At 68.7% G+C, this 20,147-nt stretch carries 17 protein-coding genes and 1 pseudogene; 6 read left to right on the forward strand and 12 right to left on the reverse strand.

What is annotated here, in order from left to right:
* Positions 1 to 70: 70 nt before the first annotated feature.
* On the forward strand, positions 71 to 778 hold the full coding sequence (locus tag ACT3SZ_RS03885; protein ID WP_444616836.1) for a hypothetical protein: 708 nt from the start codon (positions 71 to 73) through the stop codon (positions 776 to 778).
* A 16-nt stretch (positions 779 to 794) separates the two neighbouring features.
* On the opposite strand, the gene ACT3SZ_RS03890 is transcribed toward ACT3SZ_RS03885, so the two are convergent.
* The 7 genes and pseudogenes from ACT3SZ_RS03890 to ACT3SZ_RS03920 form a co-directional block, all read right to left on the reverse strand.
* Positions 795 to 1,964 carry an N-acetylmuramoyl-L-alanine amidase gene (locus tag ACT3SZ_RS03890; RefSeq protein WP_444617047.1) on the reverse strand — a complete coding sequence of 390 codons (1,170 nt, stop codon included), beginning with the start codon at positions 1,962 to 1,964 and terminating at the stop codon, positions 795 to 797.
* Positions 1,965 to 2,030: 66 nt separating this feature from the next.
* Positions 2,031 to 2,360 carry a thioredoxin family protein gene (locus tag ACT3SZ_RS03895; RefSeq protein WP_444616838.1) on the reverse strand — a complete coding sequence of 110 codons (330 nt, stop codon included), beginning with the start codon at positions 2,358 to 2,360 and terminating at the stop codon, positions 2,031 to 2,033.
* 146 nt (positions 2,361 to 2,506) lie between these two features.
* Complete coding sequence (gene trxB, locus ACT3SZ_RS03900; protein ID WP_444616840.1) at positions 2,507 to 3,442, reverse strand: thioredoxin-disulfide reductase; 936 nt, start codon at positions 3,440 to 3,442, stop codon at positions 2,507 to 2,509.
* Positions 3,439 to 4,068 carry an RNA polymerase sigma factor gene (locus ACT3SZ_RS03905; protein WP_444616842.1) on the reverse strand — a complete coding sequence of 210 codons (630 nt, stop codon included), beginning with the start codon at positions 4,066 to 4,068 and terminating at the stop codon, positions 3,439 to 3,441. The genes trxB and ACT3SZ_RS03905 overlap by 4 nt, the downstream gene beginning before the upstream one ends.
* A gap of 197 nt (positions 4,069 to 4,265) precedes the next feature.
* Entirely contained in the window at positions 4,266 to 7,691 is a 3,426-nt protein-coding gene (locus tag ACT3SZ_RS03910) for a murein biosynthesis integral membrane protein MurJ (protein WP_444616844.1), read from the reverse strand.
* Positions 7,684 to 10,056 carry a hypothetical protein gene (locus tag ACT3SZ_RS03915; RefSeq protein WP_444616846.1) on the reverse strand — a complete coding sequence of 791 codons (2,373 nt, stop codon included), beginning with the start codon at positions 10,054 to 10,056 and terminating at the stop codon, positions 7,684 to 7,686. Before ACT3SZ_RS03915 ends, ACT3SZ_RS03910 begins: the two co-directional genes overlap by 8 nt.
* A 2-nt stretch (positions 10,057 to 10,058) precedes the next feature.
* Positions 10,059 to 10,556, reverse strand: a pseudogene (locus ACT3SZ_RS03920) (NUDIX hydrolase); the annotation flags it as partial.
* Positions 10,557 to 10,743: 187 nt separating this feature from the next.
* Here ACT3SZ_RS03920 and ACT3SZ_RS03925 point away from each other — a divergent pair.
* From ACT3SZ_RS03925 to ACT3SZ_RS03935, 3 genes are read left to right on the forward strand one after another with little or no spacing between them, the layout of a single operon-like run.
* Positions 10,744 to 12,192, forward strand: a complete 1,449-nt coding sequence (locus tag ACT3SZ_RS03925) for a CCA tRNA nucleotidyltransferase (protein ID WP_444617049.1) — start codon at positions 10,744 to 10,746, stop codon at positions 12,190 to 12,192.
* Positions 12,189 to 12,902, forward strand: coding sequence for an AzlC family ABC transporter permease (locus ACT3SZ_RS03930; RefSeq protein ID WP_444616848.1), 714 nt, complete (start codon positions 12,189 to 12,191; stop codon positions 12,900 to 12,902). The genes ACT3SZ_RS03925 and ACT3SZ_RS03930 overlap by 4 nt, the downstream gene beginning before the upstream one ends.
* A complete protein-coding gene (locus ACT3SZ_RS03935; protein WP_444616850.1) occupies positions 12,895 to 13,239 on the forward strand; it encodes a branched-chain amino acid transporter permease in 345 nt (114 codons plus the stop codon). The genes ACT3SZ_RS03930 and ACT3SZ_RS03935 overlap by 8 nt, the downstream gene beginning before the upstream one ends.
* Positions 13,240 to 13,323: 84 nt before the next feature.
* On the opposite strand, the gene ACT3SZ_RS03940 is transcribed toward ACT3SZ_RS03935, so the two are convergent.
* Both ACT3SZ_RS03940 and ACT3SZ_RS03945 read right to left on the reverse strand, forming a co-directional pair.
* The gene (locus tag ACT3SZ_RS03940) at positions 13,324 to 14,457 is read right to left on the reverse strand and encodes a hypothetical protein (RefSeq protein WP_444616852.1); all 1,134 of its coding nucleotides are present in this window, start codon (positions 14,455 to 14,457) and stop codon (positions 13,324 to 13,326) included.
* Between the two features lie 152 nt (positions 14,458 to 14,609).
* Positions 14,610 to 15,605, reverse strand: a complete 996-nt coding sequence (locus tag ACT3SZ_RS03945; protein WP_444616854.1) for an iron-siderophore ABC transporter substrate-binding protein — start codon at positions 15,603 to 15,605, stop codon at positions 14,610 to 14,612.
* Between the two features lie 79 nt (positions 15,606 to 15,684).
* Here ACT3SZ_RS03945 and ACT3SZ_RS03950 point away from each other — a divergent pair, with 79 nt between their 5' ends.
* A complete protein-coding gene (locus ACT3SZ_RS03950) occupies positions 15,685 to 16,248 on the forward strand; it encodes an NUDIX hydrolase (RefSeq protein WP_444616856.1) in 564 nt (187 codons plus the stop codon).
* 10 nt (positions 16,249 to 16,258) lie between these two features.
* Positions 16,259 to 17,719, forward strand: a complete 1,461-nt coding sequence (locus ACT3SZ_RS03955) for an RNA-binding domain-containing protein (RefSeq protein WP_444616858.1) — start codon at positions 16,259 to 16,261, stop codon at positions 17,717 to 17,719.
* A gap of 4 nt (positions 17,720 to 17,723) precedes the next feature.
* On the opposite strand, the gene ACT3SZ_RS03960 is transcribed toward ACT3SZ_RS03955, so the two are convergent.
* Genes ACT3SZ_RS03960 through ACT3SZ_RS03970 form a run of 3 tightly spaced genes read right to left on the reverse strand, consistent with a single transcriptional unit; the run spans position 17,724 to position 20,127 of the window.
* Positions 17,724 to 18,713, reverse strand: coding sequence for a bile acid:sodium symporter family protein (locus tag ACT3SZ_RS03960; RefSeq protein WP_444616860.1), 990 nt, complete (start codon positions 18,711 to 18,713; stop codon positions 17,724 to 17,726).
* An 11-nt stretch (positions 18,714 to 18,724) separates the two neighbouring features.
* The gene (locus ACT3SZ_RS03965) at positions 18,725 to 19,600 is read right to left on the reverse strand and encodes a ribokinase (protein WP_444616862.1); all 876 of its coding nucleotides are present in this window, start codon (positions 19,598 to 19,600) and stop codon (positions 18,725 to 18,727) included.
* An 11-nt stretch (positions 19,601 to 19,611) separates the two neighbouring features.
* Entirely contained in the window at positions 19,612 to 20,127 is a 516-nt protein-coding gene (locus ACT3SZ_RS03970) for an SdpI family protein (protein WP_444616864.1), read from the reverse strand.
* Positions 20,128 to 20,147 lie beyond the last annotated feature (20 nt).

The following is a 20,147-nucleotide window of genomic DNA, read 5'->3' on the forward strand; positions in this document are numbered from 1 at the left end:
CGGGTTACGCCGTAGCCCGGCGACCCAGGTGTCGGCACGGTAGAATCGCCACCGACGAAGGAGGACATCGGTGGAGATCAGGTACAGCGCACTGCGGCACGACAGCGGTGATGTGGTGGCACCTTCTGCAGGTGGAGACATGTTCTGGGAACTGTCGCCGAGGGTGACGAGCGCCGACTCAGCGTTCGACAAACAAATGTGGATCCAGTCGGTCCTCTATCGCTGGGGCACTTGTGGATACACCGCATTCGTCGGGACGGGCGACGAGGGTAGCGGTGAGCGTCCGGCCGCCACAGCATTCTTCGCTCCCCCACCCAACTTCCCCGGCTCTGCGGCAATGCCGTCGGGCCCGGTGTCTGGTGACGCCATTCAGATCTCCACGGTCTTCGTGGAGCCGCCGTATATGGGCCTTTACCTCGAGCACAGTCTGATCGACACGATCCTGACCGAGGCGGAGCGCCGCGGTATTGCGGCCGTCGAGGCCTATGGGCGCAATGACGAGGACGGGGTACCGTCCGGCTACTTCCCGGAGGGCTACCACGGGTGGGAGGAGCGTCCTGATGGTCCGGACGCCGACCTTGAGGCAGCACCAGTACTCTCCGCTGACATCCTCGAACAGCAGGGGTTCACGATCGTAGGAAAGCACCCCCGCTTCCCCCGATACCGCAAGAAACTCGCGGAAGGCTCATCCCTGTTCAGCAATTTCGCGACCGACGCGCATGAGCTGATGAATGGCAGAGGACCGCTGAGCACGGTCCTTGGTGGTCAGAAGGCCTGAATCACAGCAGTGTGATTCAGGCCAGCTTCTCGGCCTCCAGCACGTCGGAGAACCGGAAGGTGCCCGTGGGGGCAGTATCCGCGTCCAGCAGGTAGAGCCGCTTGACGGCGACCACGAGCGCTTCGGCGATGGTGTCACGATTGTCCGGGTCGGTGAGCACCGAGACGTCGTCCCCGTTGGTGAGGTAGCCGGCCACGAACTGGACTGCCGGCATCTTCGTCATGCGCAATAGGTCCCACGTCCGTCGGTGGGCCCGGCAGTTCGTCAGCGGTGTACGCGCAGTGACTTCACGCTGGATGAAACCGGAGAGCTTCTCCCCCGTCACCGACGAGGAGCCGGCCTCGGAGCCGAAGTAGAATGACGCCGCACCATTGGCCAGCTCATTTGGGTAGACATCGGCACGCAGGGAGATCACGAGGTCCGCCCCGAAGGCGTTGGCCAGGGAGGCACGATCCAGACTCGAAGGGTTACCGCTGCGGGGCCGTGAGAGGATGGTCTCCATCCCCGCGGCGATCATGCGGCCCTCAGTACGGGTAGCCAGGTCCCAGAGGATCTCCTCCTCGGTGATGGTGCCGTACGGGCCATTCACGGTGCGTCCTGAGACGTCCCCGCCCAGGCCCGGGTCGATGACAATGCGCTTGCCGGTCAGCTGCGGGCCGGCCGCACGGATCTGCTCCTTCTCACGCAGCGCCTGTGGCGACCCACCGGTAATGCGGCGGCCCAGGTAGCTCAGGGCGCGCAAGGTGACGGGACCGCAGACACCGTCGTTGGTGAGCCCGTAGTTGAGCTGGTACTTGCGAACTGCCTCGTGGGTATAAGGACCGAATTGCCCGTCCACACGGTCGGTGTAGAAGCCGAGGTCGTGCAGCTGTCCTTGCAGTTCGGCAACGTCGTCACCGACGAAGAAGTGCCCCGGGGGTTGCAGGGACAGCACACGGGCACCGAGGGTGTAGGACGCCTCCCGGAGAGCCCGCAGTGTGCCGTCGGTGATGTGCCCGTCGGCGATGATGCCGCGCCCCTGCTGGAATGCGCGCAGGGCTATGTCCAGGTGCGCGTCGAAGAGCTCGTCCTCGGCGGTCCACCGCTGGCCGGCATCCCCGGAGGTGTCCCCGGTGAAGCCGTCGATGAAACCGAGCCGGGCGAGCGTTCCGCGGACCTCGGCCACACGTGGACTCCGGTCGCCCATCTTCAGTGAATTACGGTGCACGTCATCCTCTCGTTGCCGGCTCAGGTCGGTTGTGGTTGGTGGAGGTCACGCCGAGACGAGCGCGTCGAGGGCGTCGGAGAGGTCGGCCTCGGACTGTCGGCCGTGGAGCTCCACGACCTTGCGGCCCTCATGGTAGATGAACAGGGCGGGGATGGACATGACCTGGAACATGGCGGCAAGGCCACGCTCCTCCTCCACGTTCACCTTCGCCACGGTCACCGAGTCGCCGTACTTGTCGGCGATGTTGTTCAGCGCCGGCTCCATCTGGATGCATGGCTGGCACCAGCCAGCCCAGAAGTCCACGAGGACGGGAACGTCCGACTCGATGACGGTGCTGCGGAACGTGTCCTGGGTGACGGTCACGGGGTCAGCCATGGTCGCAATCTCCTGGGGGGTGGTGGGAGCTAGAGTGTCCACACCACAATACCCGCGGGAGTAGCAGCGCGGAAACATGCGCTGAACAGTCACGGAGGGGTCACGGAACGGTCACGTTCCGGATAAGGCGCAACCGAGTGCGACACTCAGAGAGCGGCCAGATAGCCCTCAGCGTCCAGCGCGGCGCGGCAGCCCGAGCCGGCGGCGGTGATCGCCTGCTGGTAATGGGAGTCCACCAGGTCACCGGCGGCGAAGACGCCGGGCAGTGAGGTGCGGGTGGAGGGCTCGTCCACCTTCACGTACCCATTGTCCTGCAGCGCGACCTGGCCGTCGAAGACGGCGGTACGCGGGTCGTGGCCGATGGCGACGAACATCGCGTCCATCGGCACCTCGCGGACCTCACCGGTGACCGTGTCCTCAAGCTTGAGAGCCTGCACAGTGCCCTCGCCCAGGACCTCGACAACGCGGGAATTCATGATCATGTCGATCTTCGGGTTATTGCGGGCCCGCTCCTCCATGATCGCCGAGGCGCGGAACTCGTCGCGGCGGTGGATGATCGTCACCCGGTCACCGAACTTGGTCAGGAAGTCGGCTTCCTCCATGGCGGAATCGCCACCACCGATCACGGCAATCTGCTTCTCCTTGAAGAAGAAGCCGTCGCACGTGGCGCAGGCGGACACACCGTGGCCCAGCAGGGCCTCCTCGCCGGGGACGCCCAGGTAGCGCGGCTCGGCACCCGTCGCCAGGATCACGGTGCGAGCGAGGAACTCCTCATCGTCGGTGACGACCTTCTTCAGGTCGCCATCGAGCTCCACGCTCACGACGTCCTCCATGCGCAGATCGGCACCGAAGCGCTCGGCCTGGTTGCGCATGTCGTCCATGAGCGCCGGGCCCATGATCGACTGCGGGAACCCCGGGTAGTTCTCGACCTCGGTGGTCTGCATCAGCAGCCCACCGAAGTCCATCCCCTCGAACACCAGGGGTTTGAGTTCGGCACGGGCGGCGTAGATGGCGGCGGTGTAGCCGGCGGGGCCGGAACCGATGATGACGACGTCGTGGACAGACGGGGTGGTATCACTCATGCCGACGATTCTAGCGACGCCACGGACACCGCAGGTGCTACCCCGGCCTCTGCGAGGCGCTCGCGCAGGTGACGGTGGGCACGCGCTCGACGCGACTTCACCGTCCCGGTGGGTATTCCCAGGTGAGCGGCCGTTTCATTGAGTGACCAGTCGCGGACGTCGGTGAGGACGATCACGTCGCGCAAGCCAGGGTGAAGTTGATTGACTGCCTCATCCAACAGGATGCGGTGGATGGTGCGGACGGCGTCCACATTGCGGTTGTCCGGGAGAGTGCGCAACCGCTCCCCCAGGTCGACCGACTGAGCGAGCTCGTCGGTACGTCGACGGCTGTCACGCAGATGCGTGAGCGCGGTGTTGCGCATGATGGTGTGCAGCCAGGACGCCGCGGAGTCCTTCCCGCGGAAGGACGCGGCGGTGCGGTGCACCTTCAGCAGTCCGTCCTGCAGGACGTCCGGACGATCCTCCGGCGGGACGCCGGCCTGGTGCAGCGCCCAGCCCAGCAGCCCGGAATGCCGGGTGAGTAGGTCGGTGAAGGAGGTGGCGCAGCCGGCGAGGTGCCGACGCAGCAGCTCGGCGTCCGACGGTGCGGTTTCTGGCGTGGTTTCTGGCGCGGTCGATGTTGTCACGGAAAAGTCCCCCGGTGAATTGTGTCCCCTGGCCCCCTGCCGTCCCCGCGGAGGAAGCCTCTGTGCACAACCCTAGCCTGCCGCGCGCCCCGGCGGCGGGGTTGTGGATAACTCTCAAAGTATCGTGCCGTATCCAAAAAACTGGATACGGCACGATACTTTGGGTGATCTCGGCTACGGTGTCACTCCGTCACTCGTCACTCCCGCACGCCGTGCACCACGACCTCGCCGACGGAGGCGGCGTCCGGCATGGGCAGTTCGGTGATCCACAGCAGCACCCGGTCGCCGGCCGGGGCGTCCTCACCGGTGAGCGTCAAGGTGTCCCCGGAGGCGGTCTCGGCGTCCAGCACCTCGGTCTGGTCGATCGAGGTGATATCGCCGGAGCCGGTGCGCAGTTCGATCCGCGTGCCCTCCGGCACGCCCTCGAGATCCACCGAAGTCACCGACGTTTCGCCGTCCAGCGACAGCAGCAGGCCAATGCCCTGCTTCAGGGAGGACGGCCCGTCGCCCAGCTGGTCGAGGTACTGCGCGGAACTCCAGGTGGTGCCCGTGTCGCCGTCGATGACCAGCGGTGCGTCCTCCGGGTTGTCGAGAGATCCGCCGTCGTCGGCGGTGGCCCACTCCGCGGCATCGGTCACGCCGATGACTTCCGGCTCCGGGGCAGCGGCCTGCGCACTGCTCGACTGTCCACCACGGATTGAGTCCGTGGTCACCGGCGAATCCGGACGATCCCCGCCGAAGTACGCCACCGCTGCAACGATCAGTGCGACGGCGAGCAGCAGCCCACCGATCGTCAGACCGACGGCCAGGGCGGTGCGCCCCGGCTTCTCCGGGGCGGCGCCGAAACCGGCGCGCTGCTCCGGATCGGGCGCCACATCGGCACTGGTCACCAGGTCGGAGTCCGGGGACTCCGAGGTCGTCGCCGCGCGCAGGCGCGAGGCGAGCTGCCGGGCGCCGACGCCGTCGGCGCTGCGGGCGTCCTCCATGATTGTGCGCAGTTCCGCCGGGATCCGGTCGGACGGCACCGCCGCCAGCAGCATATCGAGGGATACGACGACGGCGTGGACGTCCTGCCGGGCCGAGCCGCCCGGCAGCACGCCCGGGAAGGCGAGCACGGCGCGTCCTCCGGAACTGATGCGTAGCCGGTTGCGGTGGTCGATGCCCAAGGAGCCGCCGAGTTCGGCGACGTCCGCCGCCGCGTCCGCCAGGTCCGACATCGCGTAGCCGGCGGCCAAGGGGTCCGGACCGGACTCCGCCACGCGGGTCAACGGCGCGCCCTCGGTCCAATCGGCGACCACGACGACCAGCGTGCGGGCATCGCAGATCTCGCGCACCCGGGCCACACCCGGCGAGGAGACCTTCGCCAGCGTCGCACTGCGGTCCAGCAGCTCGCGCGAGCCAACGCCGGCGACCTGCGGGTCGAGGATGGTCAGGGCCACCAGGTCACCGGACTCGTTGTCGCGGGCCTGCCACAGACGCGCAGCAGGCGAGCCGCCGTGGTCCGAGAGCAGCCGGAAACGGCCCTGCAGGATCGGCGCACCGGGCACCAGGCGCGGCCCGCGCACCCGACCCGCCGACAGCGGCGGCATCGCCGGGCCCGCGACGTCCTGCCCGGTGATGCCACCCATGCCCGCGATGGGCATCTCGGTGATGAGCGCCGACGGGGCGTCCTGCCCGTCCTCGGGCACGGCACCGGCGAAGAAGCGTCCGACGACGGGCAGGCGTGCGAAGGACGCACCGATCGTCTGTACCTCGGGAAGCTTCGAGCGCGACATGATCAGCATCACGATCACCAGGAAGATCACGCCGATGATCATCAGGCGCACGAGGTGCCCGAAACGGAAGCCGTCCGGGATCAGGAATCGATCGAGCAGCGCGTCCAGGCGCCACACGATCAACGCCGCCACGGCGGACGCACCGGCGGTCCACAGCGACGTCTTCAGCACGCTGCGCATGCCCAAATGCCCCAGCGAGCGGCGCAGCAGACGGTGGCCGATGATCGCACCGGCGACGAAACCCATGCCGTTCGCGGCACCCAGCAGCACCACGACCAGGCGCGGCTCGCTGGCGATATGCGGGGCCAGGTACGCCAGCGCGACCTTGGTCACCGTGATGCCGCCGATGATGAACGTCGGCGTCCACACCTCCTCACGCGCATAGAACACGCGCAGGTGCAGCAGCACGATGGCATAAGGGATCAGGGTGAATGCCGAGAAACTGATCGTCCAGCCCAGGACGTTCGCACTGGCCATGTCGACCTGGCCGAAGGCGAACAGGGCCGGGGCGATCAGCGTGCCGAAGGCGGTGAAGAAGGCGATGACCGGGATCAACGCCAGCATCGTCAGCCGGGTGGCCATCGTCAGGTCCTTGACCACGGCCTTGTCGTCGCCGTCGGCGGCGCTGCGCGACAGGCGCGGCATGATCGCCGTCAGCAAGGTCACGCCGATCACGCCATAGGGCACCTGCAGCAACTGCCAGGCCTGCATGTAGATCGTCGGGCCAGGGCCCGAGCCGGAGGCGATGCGGTTGTTCAGGATCCAGCCGATCTGGGAGATCAGCACGTACACCACGATCGCCAGCGCCATGCCGCCGAACTGCTTGAGTCGCTTGTCCAGACCCCACAGCGGGCGGATGTCGACCCCGGCCTTACGCAGGTAGGGCACCATAATTCCGGCCTGAACAACCACACCCAGGGTGGTGCCCAGGCCCAGCAGCATGATGTGCGGGTCGGTGATCGTGACCGTGTCGCTCGGGCTGAGCTTCGTGTCCTGCGGCAACATCAAGTAGATGCCCAGCACGCCGAGGGTCACCACATTGTTGACCACCGGCGCCCACGCGCCTGGTTTGAAGATGCCCTTGGTGTTCAGCACAGCCATCATCACGGCGAACATCGCGTAGAACACGATCTGCGGCAGCACCAGATAGGCGAAGGCCGTGGACATGCCGATGTTGACCTCGCCGTGGGAGTCCAGCGAGATCCGGGTCAGCAGTGGGGCGGCGATCACCGCGATGATCGTGACCGTCATCATCAGGGTGAAGGTGATGGTCAGCAGCCGTCTGATGAAAGCCGCGCCGCGGTCGGCGTCCTCCTTCTCGGCGCGCACCAACAGCGGCACCACCAGACTGGTGAGCACCGCACCGAGCACCAGCTCGGTGATGAGGTTCGGCAGGGTATTCGCCGTGTTGAACGCACTGGAGACCCCCAGCCCCAGAGCGGAGGCGATCATCACGGTGCGCACGAAGCCGGTGATGCGGCTCAGCAGGGTGGCGAAGGCCATCGACCCGGTGGCGCGCACCACGTCGGTGTCGGAGGCGTTCGTCGCCCCGGAGCCCTCGTTACCGCCGCCGTTCCCGCCACTGCCGTCCGTGGCGGTGGTGGTCGCGCCGGACGTGCCGGACGCGCCGCCCGCCTTCTCCTGCCGGGGGTCCGTCGCCGCCCGCTCGGCGGGCGAGAGGTTCAGCTTCGAGTGGTCGGTCCCGGAGTCGGTGCCGACGGCGTCGCCACCGTCCTGGGCGCGTGAGGGACGGGCGGACGGTGCCTTCGCCGGCGGGGTTGCGGCGCGGAACCGCCCCCGTTCGCCGCTATGGGCGGCGTCGCCGGAGTCTTCTCGAGATTCAGTCACCGCTCCATCTTCGTGCACTCCCCCGGCCGTTCGCTAACTGTCGGCGTCTTTTCACCGTTCGGATGACCGCGAACAGGCCGAACACCACGGCCACACCGACTGTCACCGCCAGCGCCCCGGAGCCCGGGCCGGAGGAGATTCGGATCGTCACCGGCTCGGATATCTGCAGGTTATCCGGGGTTTCCAGGAACATGGTCAGGTCCGTTCCAGTCACCTCGGACGGGAAGGTCGTCGTCATCTGGAGGGTCACGCTGCCTTGTGCGGGAATCAATTGCATCCCGGGCGTGTTGAGGGTGACCCCGTCCTGCGACTCGTAGTCCACACTCACGCGCACCGGCAGCGGCAGACCATTGCGCGCCACCACGATCAGCGGTGAGGAGTCACTGGTGCGGGTGAACACACTCCCCGGCGGCAGCAGCGACACCGAGGCGCGCAACTCCTCCGACAGGCCCCGGACGCGGCCACGACGCTGCTCCGCGGCGTCCCGCGCCCGGTCGGCCTCCACGGCGACGCGACGCCGGTTGTCCGTGAACGACCGCAGCAGGTCGTCGAACATGGGCCGGGTGAAGATTGCCGGGGTCAGCGCCACATTGTCATTGTCGACCATGATGCTGGTGAAGTTGTGCAGTTCCTCGACAAGCCCGCGGCCGGCCGCAATCTCGCTGTCGGATACCGGTGCGGGGTCGGCGACCGTGTCGCGCAAGGTTCCGTCGGACGCCGCGCCGCCGAGCGCGGCACCGAAGGAGACCGCGCGCGCCGAACCGTCCTCCAGGCGTCCTGCGACGGCCTCGAGCCAGGTTTCCGCGTCGGCGCCGTCGACCGACCACTCCGCCGGCGGCACCGCGAGCACATTGCTGTCGCCGCGTAGCTCCAGGTCAAGGACGCCGACAGCGGCGGCCATGCGCTCGGCGGGACTGTCCTCGGCGAGGGGACGCCGGGAGGACGTCGCCCCGTACGCCGCCGTCGCCGGCGCCTCCCCCGTCGCCGCGAGCGCGGCGCCGAGGGCCGCGGGGAAACGCAGCGCGCGCGTGCCGCCGGGCAGCGTCGTCACGGGGCTGTTCTCTGTGCTCTCTGTGCCCTCTACGGTGTCGTCGGCGACGACGACGGTGGCCGGAGTCTCCCGGTCGGAGTCGCCGAGGCGCTGCAGCGTCGCCTCAGTGATGTAGCCGGAACCCGGCACCACGACACCGTCGGCGGTGTCGGTGTCCAGCACATCTTCGATCGTCTCCGCCCCGCGGGCGGCCAACTCCTCGACCCACTCGTCGTCCAACTCGGTGACCGCGTCCACGTCCACCCCGGCGAAGGGCAGCGGGACGGTGCACTGGCCGTCAACAACCTCGCGCAGATCCGCCAACCACGACGCCGCATCATCCGCGCCCGTGCCCTCCACGGAATCGTCAGTGCTGCGATTCTGCGACCAGCGGTCACGCAGACGCACCGGCTCCTCCACCGGACTCGGTGCCTCACCGACCCGGTAACCCTGGCTCATCCGGGACACCGTCTCCAGCAGATCCGGGTCGATGGCGATGCAGGTCGCCTGCCGCAGGTCATCCGACTCGCTGGCCGCCGTGCGGTAGGACGACACCAGCGCGCTCAGCCGGCCCTCCGGCTGCAGCTCCTCGGCCAAGGATTCGTCCGGCAGGTAAAGCTCATTGGGCTCCGGGGCGTCGCCGACCTGCCCGGCGGAGACCGTCGCCGACGACGACAGGGGCCACAGCACCGTCAGCCCGGAGGGACGCTCGGCGTCCTCATTATTTTCGGCGTTCTCGCCGGTCACCGTGACCGTGGTGCGCGTCGCCGCCACGAAGGACGTCCCGGCGTCCCCCAGATCCGCGTTCAGGTTCAGCAGCAGCGGGTACACGCCGGGCCCGTCCAGGCCGAGGCCGCTGAGACTGCCCGCCCGACCGTCGACCGGGACGGTCAGCCGGAACTGTCGGTTCTCACCCGGGGACAGCTGGCCGTCCAACTGCTGGAAGGCACCCACCCACGGGTACTCGCCCTGGTTCGCGATCAGCGAGGTCGCGACGCCCTCCGGGGCGGCCACCGCATTCTGGTGCTGGGTGCGCAACTGCAGGCCCGAGACGTCCTGATCCGAGTTATTCGTCACCCGGATGCGCAGGTCGAGGGCACCGTCGCCGGTCACCGTGGCGGGCTGCTGGCCGAGGATCTCCAGCTCCACACCACTGTCCGGGTCCGCCGACCGCGCCTCCGGATTCGACCACGCGGCGGCCTGGGCCCCCTGCGCGTCCGGCGCGTCCGGTGCGTCCTGCCCGTCCTGCCCAGCCGCCAGCGGCGCGGCGGCGAGACCCACCGCCGCCACAGCGACGCAGGCCAGCGTCCGGACCGCTCCCGAGAAACCCCCCATCGCTACCGCGGCGTACGCCGACCGGCCTTCGCCTCGGCGCGGGCGAGGTCGGGCAGCCGGTCATGGGCCTGGCGGGCCAGTTTGCGCTCATCGGCGTACGCCAGACGCTCCACCAGGTTGCTCACCGGCAACCACGCCACCTCCGTGACCTCCGGATCCTCGTCATTGAGGTCACCGTCCACGTAGCGCAGCAGGTGGTGGTGCACCGTCTTGTGGATGCGCCGACCCTCCGAGACGAACCAGTAGTCGATCGTGCCGAGGTCGCTGACCACCTCGCCGCTGACACCGGTCTCCTCCCACACCTCACGCTCGGCGGTGGTGTGGTGCGACTCGTCCGGCTCGATGTGACCCTTCGGGATCGACCACAGCAACCGCCCACGACGGTCCAGCCGGCCGATCAACGCCACGTACATGCGCGACAGGTCCACCGACCCGTCGCCGCGCACCGCCTCCGCCAGACCTGACAACACCAGCCCGCCGGCGCTGGTCTCCACCGAGGTCGGCAATTCACTGTGGTCACGCTGCTGAACGGAGCGTGCCGGAGACCGGCGCTGGTCCGGCCGTGAAGGGCTCCCGTTGGAGCGGCGACGCCGTTGGTTCATGGAGAACAAGGGTAGTGCCTGCGGGGCGGTTTGTGGGAACTGTAAAATCCGGGGGGTGACACAGGAGAACAAGGACGCCGCAACGATGCTCGCCACCGCGTGGTCGGCGGTGAAGGACGGCGATAGGACGGACCGGACGCTCACCGCGCTCGCCGGTGCCTTCGCCGCGCGCGGCCACAGCCTCTACCTCGTCGGCGGATCCGTCCGCGACGCCCTGCTCGGACGCCTCGGCGACGGCGCCGAGTTTGACCTCGACTTCACCACCGACGCCCGTCCCGACGTGGTCACCGGCATCCTCGAGGACGTCGCCGAGACCGTGTGGGACACCGGCATCGAGTTCGGCACCGTCTCCGCCATGTTCCACGGACTGGTCGTGGAGATCACCACCTTCCGCGCCGACTCCTACGACGGGGCGTCCCGCAACCCCGAGGTCACCTTCGGTGACACGTTGGACGGCGACCTGGTGCGTCGGGACTTCCGCTGCAACGCCATCGCCCTGGAACTCTCCGCCGACGGCGACCACGACCTGCGCGACCCGCTCAACGGGCTCGACGACCTCGTCGCCGGCGTGCTCGACACCCCGGCCGCCCCCGAACAGTCCTTCCACGACGACCCGCTGCGCATGCTGCGCGCCTGCCGTTTCGCCTCCCAACTCGGCTTCACCGTGGCTGAGCGGGTGAGTGAGGCGATGACGGAGATGTCCGCCCAGATCGAGCGGATCACCGTGGAACGCGTCGCCACCGAACTCAACAAGCTGATGCTCGGCGCCGAACCGTGGACCGGCCTGGAGATGATGTCCGCCACCGGGCTGGCCGACCACGTGCTGCCCGAACTGCCCGCGCTGAAACTCACGCAGGACGAACACCGTCAGCACAAGGACGTCTACGCCCACTCCCTGCAGGTGCTGCGCAACGCCACCGAGCTGGAGGGACGCATGGAGGACGCGACGCAGGACGATCGTCTCGTCCTGCGCTGGGCCGCCCTGCTGCACGACATCGGCAAGCCCGACACCCGCGACTTCACCGACACCGGGGCCGTGACCTTCCACCACCACGAGGTCGTGGGCGCGCGCATGGCGCGCCGCCGGCTCAAGGCGCTGAAGTACCCCAAGCGGCAGATCCAGGACATCGGCCAGCTCGTGTTCCTGCACATGCGTTTCCACGGCTACGGCGAAGGCGCGTGGACGGACTCCGCCGTGCGCCGCTACGTTGCCGACGCCGGTGACCTGCTCCCCCAGCTGCAGGTCATCGTGCGTGCCGACTGCACCACCCGCAATAAGCGCAAGGCCGGACGCCTGGCGCACGCCGTCGAGGACCTGGACACGCGCATCGTCGAGCTGCGCGAGCAGGAGGACCTCGACGCGGTGCGTCCCGACCTCGACGGCAACGAGATCATGACCGTCCTCGGCCTGCCGCCCGGACCCGAGGTCGGCAAGGCTTGGGCGTTCCTCAAGGAACTGCGCCTGGACCGTGGCCCCATGGACCGCGACGAGGCCGTCGCCGAGCTGACCCGCTGGTGGGAGGCGCAGCAGTGAGCCCCACCGCCCCGGCGGAGTTCAGGAAAGGCATCCAGGACAGTTGGACGGTGGCGTTGGGGCTCGTGCCCCTGGGCCTCGCCTTCGGACTGCTAGTCACCCAGACCGGGTTCGCCTGGTGGTGGACGCCGGTGTTCAGCATCGTGCTCTACGCCGGATCCATGGAGTTCCTCGCGATCAGCCTGGTCACCGGGGGTGTCGCCCCGCTGTCTGCCGCCCTGTACGGCTTCCTGGTGAACTTCCGCCACGTGTTTTACGGCCTGAGCTACCCGGTGGACGCCGTGCGCTCCCCGGCGGCGAAGGCCTATGGCATTTACTCGCTGACCGACGAGACCTACGCGATCCTGTCGACGAAGAAGAAGTCCGTGTGGACGCAGCCGCGGGTCATGGCGGTGCAGATGTTCTGCCAGTCCGCCTGGGTGGTCTTCGGCGTGGTCGGTGCCCTGGTCGGCTCCGCGCTGCCGCTGGACCTCGTCGGCCTGGACTTCGCGCTGACCGCCCTGTTCGTGGTGCTGGCGATCGAGGCGCTGGACGTGAGCCGCGACGTGTGGCTGCCCGTGGTGGCCGTCGTCGCCGGTGCCGTGGGCTACGTGGTGAGCCAGGAGCAGATGCTGCTGATCGGGTTGTCGCTGTACTTCGTGTACCTGGTCGCGCGGTTCCTGTGGGAGCGGCGGGGTGGTTTGGGTGCTCGGGGTGGTCGCGATGTCTAGCGGCCTGCCCGCGGGTGTGGACCTGACCAACACCCTGCTCATCCTCGGTGCCGTGGGTCTGGTGACCGTGCTACTGCGCGCCCTGCCCTTCGCCGCGATGCGGTACTTCCGCGAGTCTGCGCTGGTGGCGTGGCTGGGCATCGCCATGCCGGCCGGAGTGATGACGGTGCTGGTGATGTACACGCTGGCCGGCTCCACGGAGAACCCCGGTGGCGTGTGGGCCGCACTGATCGCCGTGGTCGCCACCGCCGCACTGCACCTGTGGCGACGCTCGGCCACGATGTCGATCCTCTTCGGCACGGTGGTCTACATGGTGCTGGTGAACCTGGTCTTCTGACCCTGGTTGCGCCCCTCGAGAGCGAAATAGTCGCCCCTCCAGGTAGGCAAATTGCCCAATTCGCGACCTGGGAGGGTGATCGGGCTACATCGTTGCGGACCGCGAGCGCGCGCGAGCCTCGCAGGCCCGACGCACCGCAGCGCGTAGCTGCTCCAACAGTTCCGGCAGGTCCGCGAGTAGCTTCCGGTTGACCCGCACCGCCTCCCACCCCACTCCCCTGAGTTTCTGGAACAACGTGAAGTCTGTGTCGGTCTGAGCAAGCTCGTCGTGGTGTCGTCCGTCGTAGTACAACGCCACCCCGAGAGTTTTGCAGGCCAGGTCAGGGACCGTCGAGCGCGGCCCGCCCCCTTTGCGCCGATCGCCATTACCCTTGCCGACCGACCCGTCGGCGAGGTTGATCCGCACCTGCGAAGTCCACTGGTGAGCGTCCGGCAGTTCGTCGCGCACGATGAGGCGCAGCACGGTCTCCATCGGTGACTGCGCACCCTCGTCGGCCATCGCCAGCAGCCGGGTCAGCACCCGACGGTCCACAATGCCGTGCGCGGCGTCGAGGATCTGGCGCGCGGTCAGGAAGCTGCACTGGAACATCGCGTCGATGAGTTGCACCGCGCGCACGTGCTTCTCGACCATTCCGGGCACGTGCGGGACGTGCCAGGTTTTCTTCCCCTGGAGGATCGTGGCGAGGCACTGGGCGGTGGCGGTCGCGGCGTCCAGCACCCTCATCTGCGGGAACAGTGGGTCGGCGGGGTTGGTGGTGGTGTCGGGTTTCAGGGTGCGGAAGACCGCGGTGGAGGGCCCGGTGGCGTTGCGACGGGTGCGCGAGGACAGCAGGACGACGCGTTCGCTGTCTGCCCAATACGGCAGTCCGTGCAGTGCGGCGGCCGCCCACCCGGCGACGACGGTGTGCTGGTTGATCAGCCACGATGCGCGTAGTCGGGTGATGATGTCCCAGCGGTACGGTCCAGGTTCGTCGCCGTAGCCGCCCGGGCCGAGCCGGATATTCCCGCCGTAGTCGGGCGCCGGCGGCAGGACGACCCGACGCACCGGTGCGTCCCACGTGTCCACGGCAGAGCGCGGGACGCCGCGGGCCAGGGCATCCACCCGCAGCTCCGGTTTGCGTGTCGGTAGGACGCGGCGCGCGTACAGCGGTCCCCGTCCCGGTGTGATGCGGTGCGCGCGTTGAGCTGCGTCCCAATCGGGTCCCCCGAAATTCCCCATGCCCCCGATCAAACACGATTGCACGCGCCAGCGTCGCCCTATTTAAGAGGATCACCCTCCCAGGTAGCGAATCGGGGTGATTCGCTGCCTGGGAGGGCGACTATTCCGCAATGTGGGGGTCACGGAGGTGGTGAGTGGGGCGCGGCGGGAGCTTACTTCGCGGCGGCCTCGGCGAGCTTCGGCTCGAGTTCGCCCACGGCCCAGATCATGGCGTCCGGCGTGCCCACGGAGATGGCCTGGCTCAGGTCGTCGTCGGCGACGATGCCCCGGCCATCCTGCACGGCACTGATGCGCTCCCAGGTGCTGTCGCTCTCGAACTCCTCGGTGGTGAAGCCGATCGGGAAGCCGACGACCACGTCGGCGTCCGCCCGGTCGATGTTCTCCTCGGAGATGTCGATGTAGAAGTTGCTGCCGTCGGCCATCTCGGTGACCTCGTCGGTCTGGGTGAAACCGAGCGCGACCAGCAGGTCCATGCGTGCATCGCCCTCGGGGTAGATGCCCCAGCCGGCGCCGAACTTGGTGACCACGGAGGCGGTCTTGTCGCTCCACTCCGGGTTGGCGTCCTTGGCCTCGGTGATGCGGTCGTTGACCGAACCGACGAGCTCCTCGCCCTTGTCCTGCACGCCGAGGGCTGCGGCGATCATCTCGACCTGGGTGTCCCAGGAGGTGGTGAAGGATTCGCCGCCCTCGGGCACGGAGACGGTGGGAGCGATGTCGGAGAGCTGGTCGTAGACGTCCTGCTCACCGGCGGAGCGGGTGTCGAGGATCAGGTCGGGCTCCAGGGCGGCGATCTTCTCGTACTCGACTTCGTCGGTGCCGAGGATCTCGGGCGACTCGTCGTAGGAGTTGTCGTTCCAGGGGCTCACGCCGTCGTCGCCGAAGCCGAGCCAGTCGGTGGCACCGACGGGCTGGACGCCGAGGTCGAGGGCGATTTCAGCGTCGCCCCAGCCCAGGGCGACCACGCGCTGCGGTGCCTCGTCGACGGTGACCTCGCCGAACTTCGTCTCCACCGAGGTCGGGAAGACCCCGTCGGACGCGGTGGCGCTCGTGCTGTCGCCGTCGTTGTCGTCGGAGGAGCAGGCGGCCAGGGCGATGCCCGTGGCCAGGGCAGTGGTGGCGGCGGCGATGCGCAGCAGTGAGCGTCTCATGGTGTAAAGATACCGTAAGAGTAGCCCCATGAACAGCGTGAACAGCACGGACAGCGCGTGGGTATTAGACTCCTCTCCCATGGGTACACCCTCTTTTATCGTGGAGCTCCGCGAGCAGATCGGCCATGCGCCGTTGTGGCTGCCGGGCGTGACCGCCGTTGTGGTGCGTGACGTCCCGCCGGACGCCCCGGCGTATGCGACGCCGGACGTCCTGCTTGTCAGGCGCGCCGACGACGGCCGCTGGACGCCGGTGTGCGGCATCATCGATCCGGGCGAGGAGGTCGCCGCCGCCGCGGTGCGCGAGGTCGCCGAGGAGACGGGGCTGACCGTGGAGGTCGACGCGTTGATCGGTACCGGTGCGGTGGGGCCGGTGACCTACCCGAATGGCGACGAGTGCAGTTTCATGGACACCACGGTGCGCTGCGTCGTCACCGCGGACAGTGCCGTCGAGCCGCGGGTGAATGACGAGGAGTCGGTGGAGGTTGGCTGGTTCCCGGTGGCGCAGTTGCCGGCGATGGATCCACGGTTCCGCCTGGTGGTGGCCGATTGCGTGGCGCAGTTGAAGCATCCGGCGGGCTTCCGGCCGCGGATGGGGTACGTCAAGCGCTCGCGTCCGGTCGCCGGGGACCTGCGCGGGATATAGTCTTTCGGTCATGGAACCTGCCGGTCGTCAGCGCGCCCTCCCCCGGGATGTGGCCGAGGCGTTGGACCGGATTCTGGACGGCGCGGTGGCCGATGACCTTGAGTCCGGCGTGCTGGACTTCAAGGAGGACCCGTCGCACACCCCCACTCGTCGGCCGGATGAGAAGGCGGCGGACATGCTGGTCAAGACGGCGTGCTGTTTTGCCAATGGTTCTGCCGGACGCGGCTTCATCGTCTTCGGCATCGCCGACCGCACTCCGGGGCCGGACGCCTTCAACGGCACCGAGCGTGACCCGGCGCAGATCGCGCACCAGATCTTCACCGCCACCCGCCCGCACCTGACGGTGGACGCCTGGGCGGCTTATGCCCATGGGGCGCGCATCGTGGTGATCCGCGTGCCCGCCGGTCTGGCGGTGTATACCGGCCCGGATCAGGTGGTGCGCCACCGCGTGGGGGACGCCTGCCTGCCGCTCGCCGGCGAGCCGCTGGCGGAGCTGGGCCGCGCCCGCGGCAACCCGGACGCCACGTCCGCGGCGTCCTGCGTGCCCGTGGAACGTTTCGACGCCGAGGCGCTGGACGCCGGACGCTCCCTGCTGGCCGCCGCGCAGCGCGCCGGCACGCTGCCGAACGGGGCGTCCGGCCCGGATCTGCTGTCCGCACTGGACCTGCTCACTGCCGATGGACGGCCCACCGTGGCCGCTGAACTGCTGTTCCACCGCGCGCCGGGGGTGCGTCATCTCTACCGCGCGGGGGCGACCGATGCGGCGAATCCGCCGACGGAGACCGTGCTTGACCTGCCCCTGGTGCTGCAGGCCGGCGGCCTGCGCGACCTGGTGCGCGCCCACGACGACTCCTCGGTGCCCGCCGCGGCCGCCGATGAGGCGATCACCAATGCCCTGGTGCACCGCGACTGGATGCGTCCGGACCCGGTGGTGGTTTTTCAGTCGCCGGACCTGATCCGCGTGCACTCCCCCGGCGGGCTGCCCGATGGCACCGCCGATGACCGGCTGCTGTCCGGGCCCTCGCAGCCGCGCAACCCGACGCTGCTCAACGCCATGCAGCTGTTGGGTCTGGAACGCTGGTCCTCGCGCGGTTTCGACCGGATGTGGCTGGCGATGCTCTCGTCCGGCTTCGAGCCGCCGGTGGTGGATGCCAAGGACGACGCGGTGGACGTGACCCTGTTCAACGGGGAGGCCGACATGGAGTTCGTCGGCCTGCTCACCGCGGTGCGCGCCGAGTACGGTCGCGGGGTCGCCCGGGACGCCGCGACGCTGGTCGTGCTGCGCCACCTGATGTCCGCCGGCACGGTGGACCTGCAGGTCGCGGCGATTTTGCAGCAGGCCAGCGAGCCGGACGCCCGCTCGCTGATGACGTGGCTGGCGCAGCGCGGCGTGCTGCAGCGCACCGCCCGCCGGCGCGATGAGTGGCGGTTCTCCGACCGCGTCGCCGCGCTGGTGCCGGGGACGGTTTAGCGGTCTACCAGGTGTTCTCGGGGCGCTTGGCGGCGTAGGTCGCCGCGCGTCCGGAGCAGATCATCAGCTGGACCTGGTGGAAGATCATCAGCGGCACGATCACCAGCCCCGCTCCCCCGCTGAACAGCACCGCGGCGATGGGCAGCCCGGAGGCCAGCGACTTCTTCGTGCCGCAGAACTGGATGGCCACCTGGTCGCCGTAGTCGAAGCCGAGGCGGCGAGCGGTGAACGAGGTCAGCCAGAGCATCGCGTAGACCGCGATGACCGAGCCGATGCAGATACCCACGATCGCCACCCACGACACCGAACTCCACACGCCCATCACGATCCCCTCGGAGAACGCCACGTACACGACCAGCCCGATGGAGATCTTGTCCACGTAACTCGTCGGCTTCGCGCCGGCGACCTTCGACACCCCGGGCACGTTGCGCAGCACCTGGCCAGCGACGAACGGGGCGAGCAGTTGCAGGGCGATGTTGAGGAAGACGGAGGTGTCGACGTGCAGGCCGCCGTCGGCACCGCTCATCAGCAGCAGGACCAGTACCGGGGTGGCGAAGACGCCGATGAGGTTTGATGCCGAGGCGCTGACGATCGCGCCGGGGATGTTGCCGCGGGCGATAGAGGTGAACGCCACCGAGGACTGCACCGTGGACGGCACCAGGCACAGGAAGAGAATGCCCTGGTAGAGCTCGTCGCCGATGGCGTACTTCAGCGGGGTGAGCGCCAGCCCGATCAGCGGGAAGACCACGAAAGTGAATGCCAGGATCAGCAGGTGCAGACGCCAGTGCTTCAGCCCGTTGAGCGCCTCGCGGGTCGACAGCCGCGCACCGTAGAGGAAGAACAGCAGGCCGATGGCGATCTTCACGACCCAGTCCATCACCTCGGCGAAACCGTCGCGCGCCGGGAAGATGAGGGCGAGCACCACACCGAGGACGATCAGCACGATCAACAGGTCCGGACGATATCCCACGATACGGTTGATGAAGTTCCTCATGGTGGGACAGTTTAGAGGACGGTCGCCCCGCGCACAGCGTCCCTCCCCGCGTAGGACGCCGCGGCACCGCGCGAGCGCACCGCCAGGCTGCCCGCCGCCGTGGCGATCGCTGCGGCGTCCGCCAACGACTCCCCCTCTGCCAACGCGGCGGCCAGCGTGCCGCAGAAGGCGTCGCCCGCGCCGGTGGTGTCCACCACGTCCTCGGCCGGTACCGGCGCGACCTCGGTGCGTCCCGCGCCCTCGTACAGCACCGCGCCGCGGGCGCCGAGGGTGACGACGACGGAGCGGGCAAGATCACTGAGATCGCCGAGTGCTTCCGCCTCGTACTCGTTGAGGACCAGCGGGTCCGCCGCGGCCAACAGGTCCCTATCGCGCGTGGTGACCGGTGCGAGGTTCAGCACGAGCCGGGCTCCCAGTCGTTCCGCCAGGCCGGGTAAGGCCGCGGAGTGCTCCGGGGTCAGCTCCCCCTGGGCGAGCAGGACGTCCGCGGTCCCGTCGGCCTGGGCTGTCGGATCGGTGAGCTCATTGGCACCCGAGGTCACCACGATGATGTTCTCCCCGTCGGGGTCGTTCATGATGAACGCCCGGCCCGTCGGTGCGTCCGTGGTGCGCGCCACCGCCGAGACGTCCACCCCGGCGTCGTCGAGGCCGGTGAGGGCGGTGTCTCCGTCGGCGTCCTGCCCGACGGTGGCCAGCAGGACGGCCCGGGCGTCCTGCCCCTGCTGGTAGCGCGCGACCGCGACGGCCTGGTTCGCCCCCTTACCGCCCAGGGCCTGCCCATTCGGGGCGGCGATCACCGTCTCCCCCGCCGACGGGAACCTGTCGACACCGACGAAGGTGTCCATGTTGACGCTGCCGCAGACCACCACGGTGCCCATTGTTTTCATGGGCACCGATACTAGCTGTCGTCGCGGGACGCCACGGCGCGGCGGGCCGCGTCCAGGTCCAGCTCGACCGGGATGGACGGCGCGGAGTCATGGCCGCCGCAATCGCCGCCGCAGCCTCCGGAGGTCTCGGCCGATTCTGTCTTACCCGAGGAGCAGCAGCCCGCCGCCGCACGCGTCTGCTCGGCCTGCTGCGCCTTGACGTGGTCGATCTTCGCCAGGGTCTGCGCCGCCAGCGCCGCGCCCACACCAATAAGGAACAGTGCGCCGACGACCAGCAGCGCCGTGACGGCCCACAGCCAGCCGCCCTGCAGGCTGACCACGCCCGCGGCGATCAGTGCCACGCCAGCTCCCGCCCAGGTGGGACCGGCAATTCGGTGGCCGGTGTCCCACATCTCCTTGTTCTTGCGCACCTCCGGGACGCGCAGGCCCACCCACCGGTTACCCGGCAGTTTCCCGGTGACGGCGAGCACACCGGTGACCAGCACGGCGACACCCAGGACGGACAGCAGGACAGAGAGAACGATCATGGTGACCAGTCTATTACAAT

The sequence above is a fragment of the Corynebacterium sp. AOP40-9SA-29 genome (assembly GCF_052377405.1).
Classification (GTDB): domain Bacteria; phylum Actinomycetota; class Actinomycetes; order Mycobacteriales; family Mycobacteriaceae; genus Corynebacterium.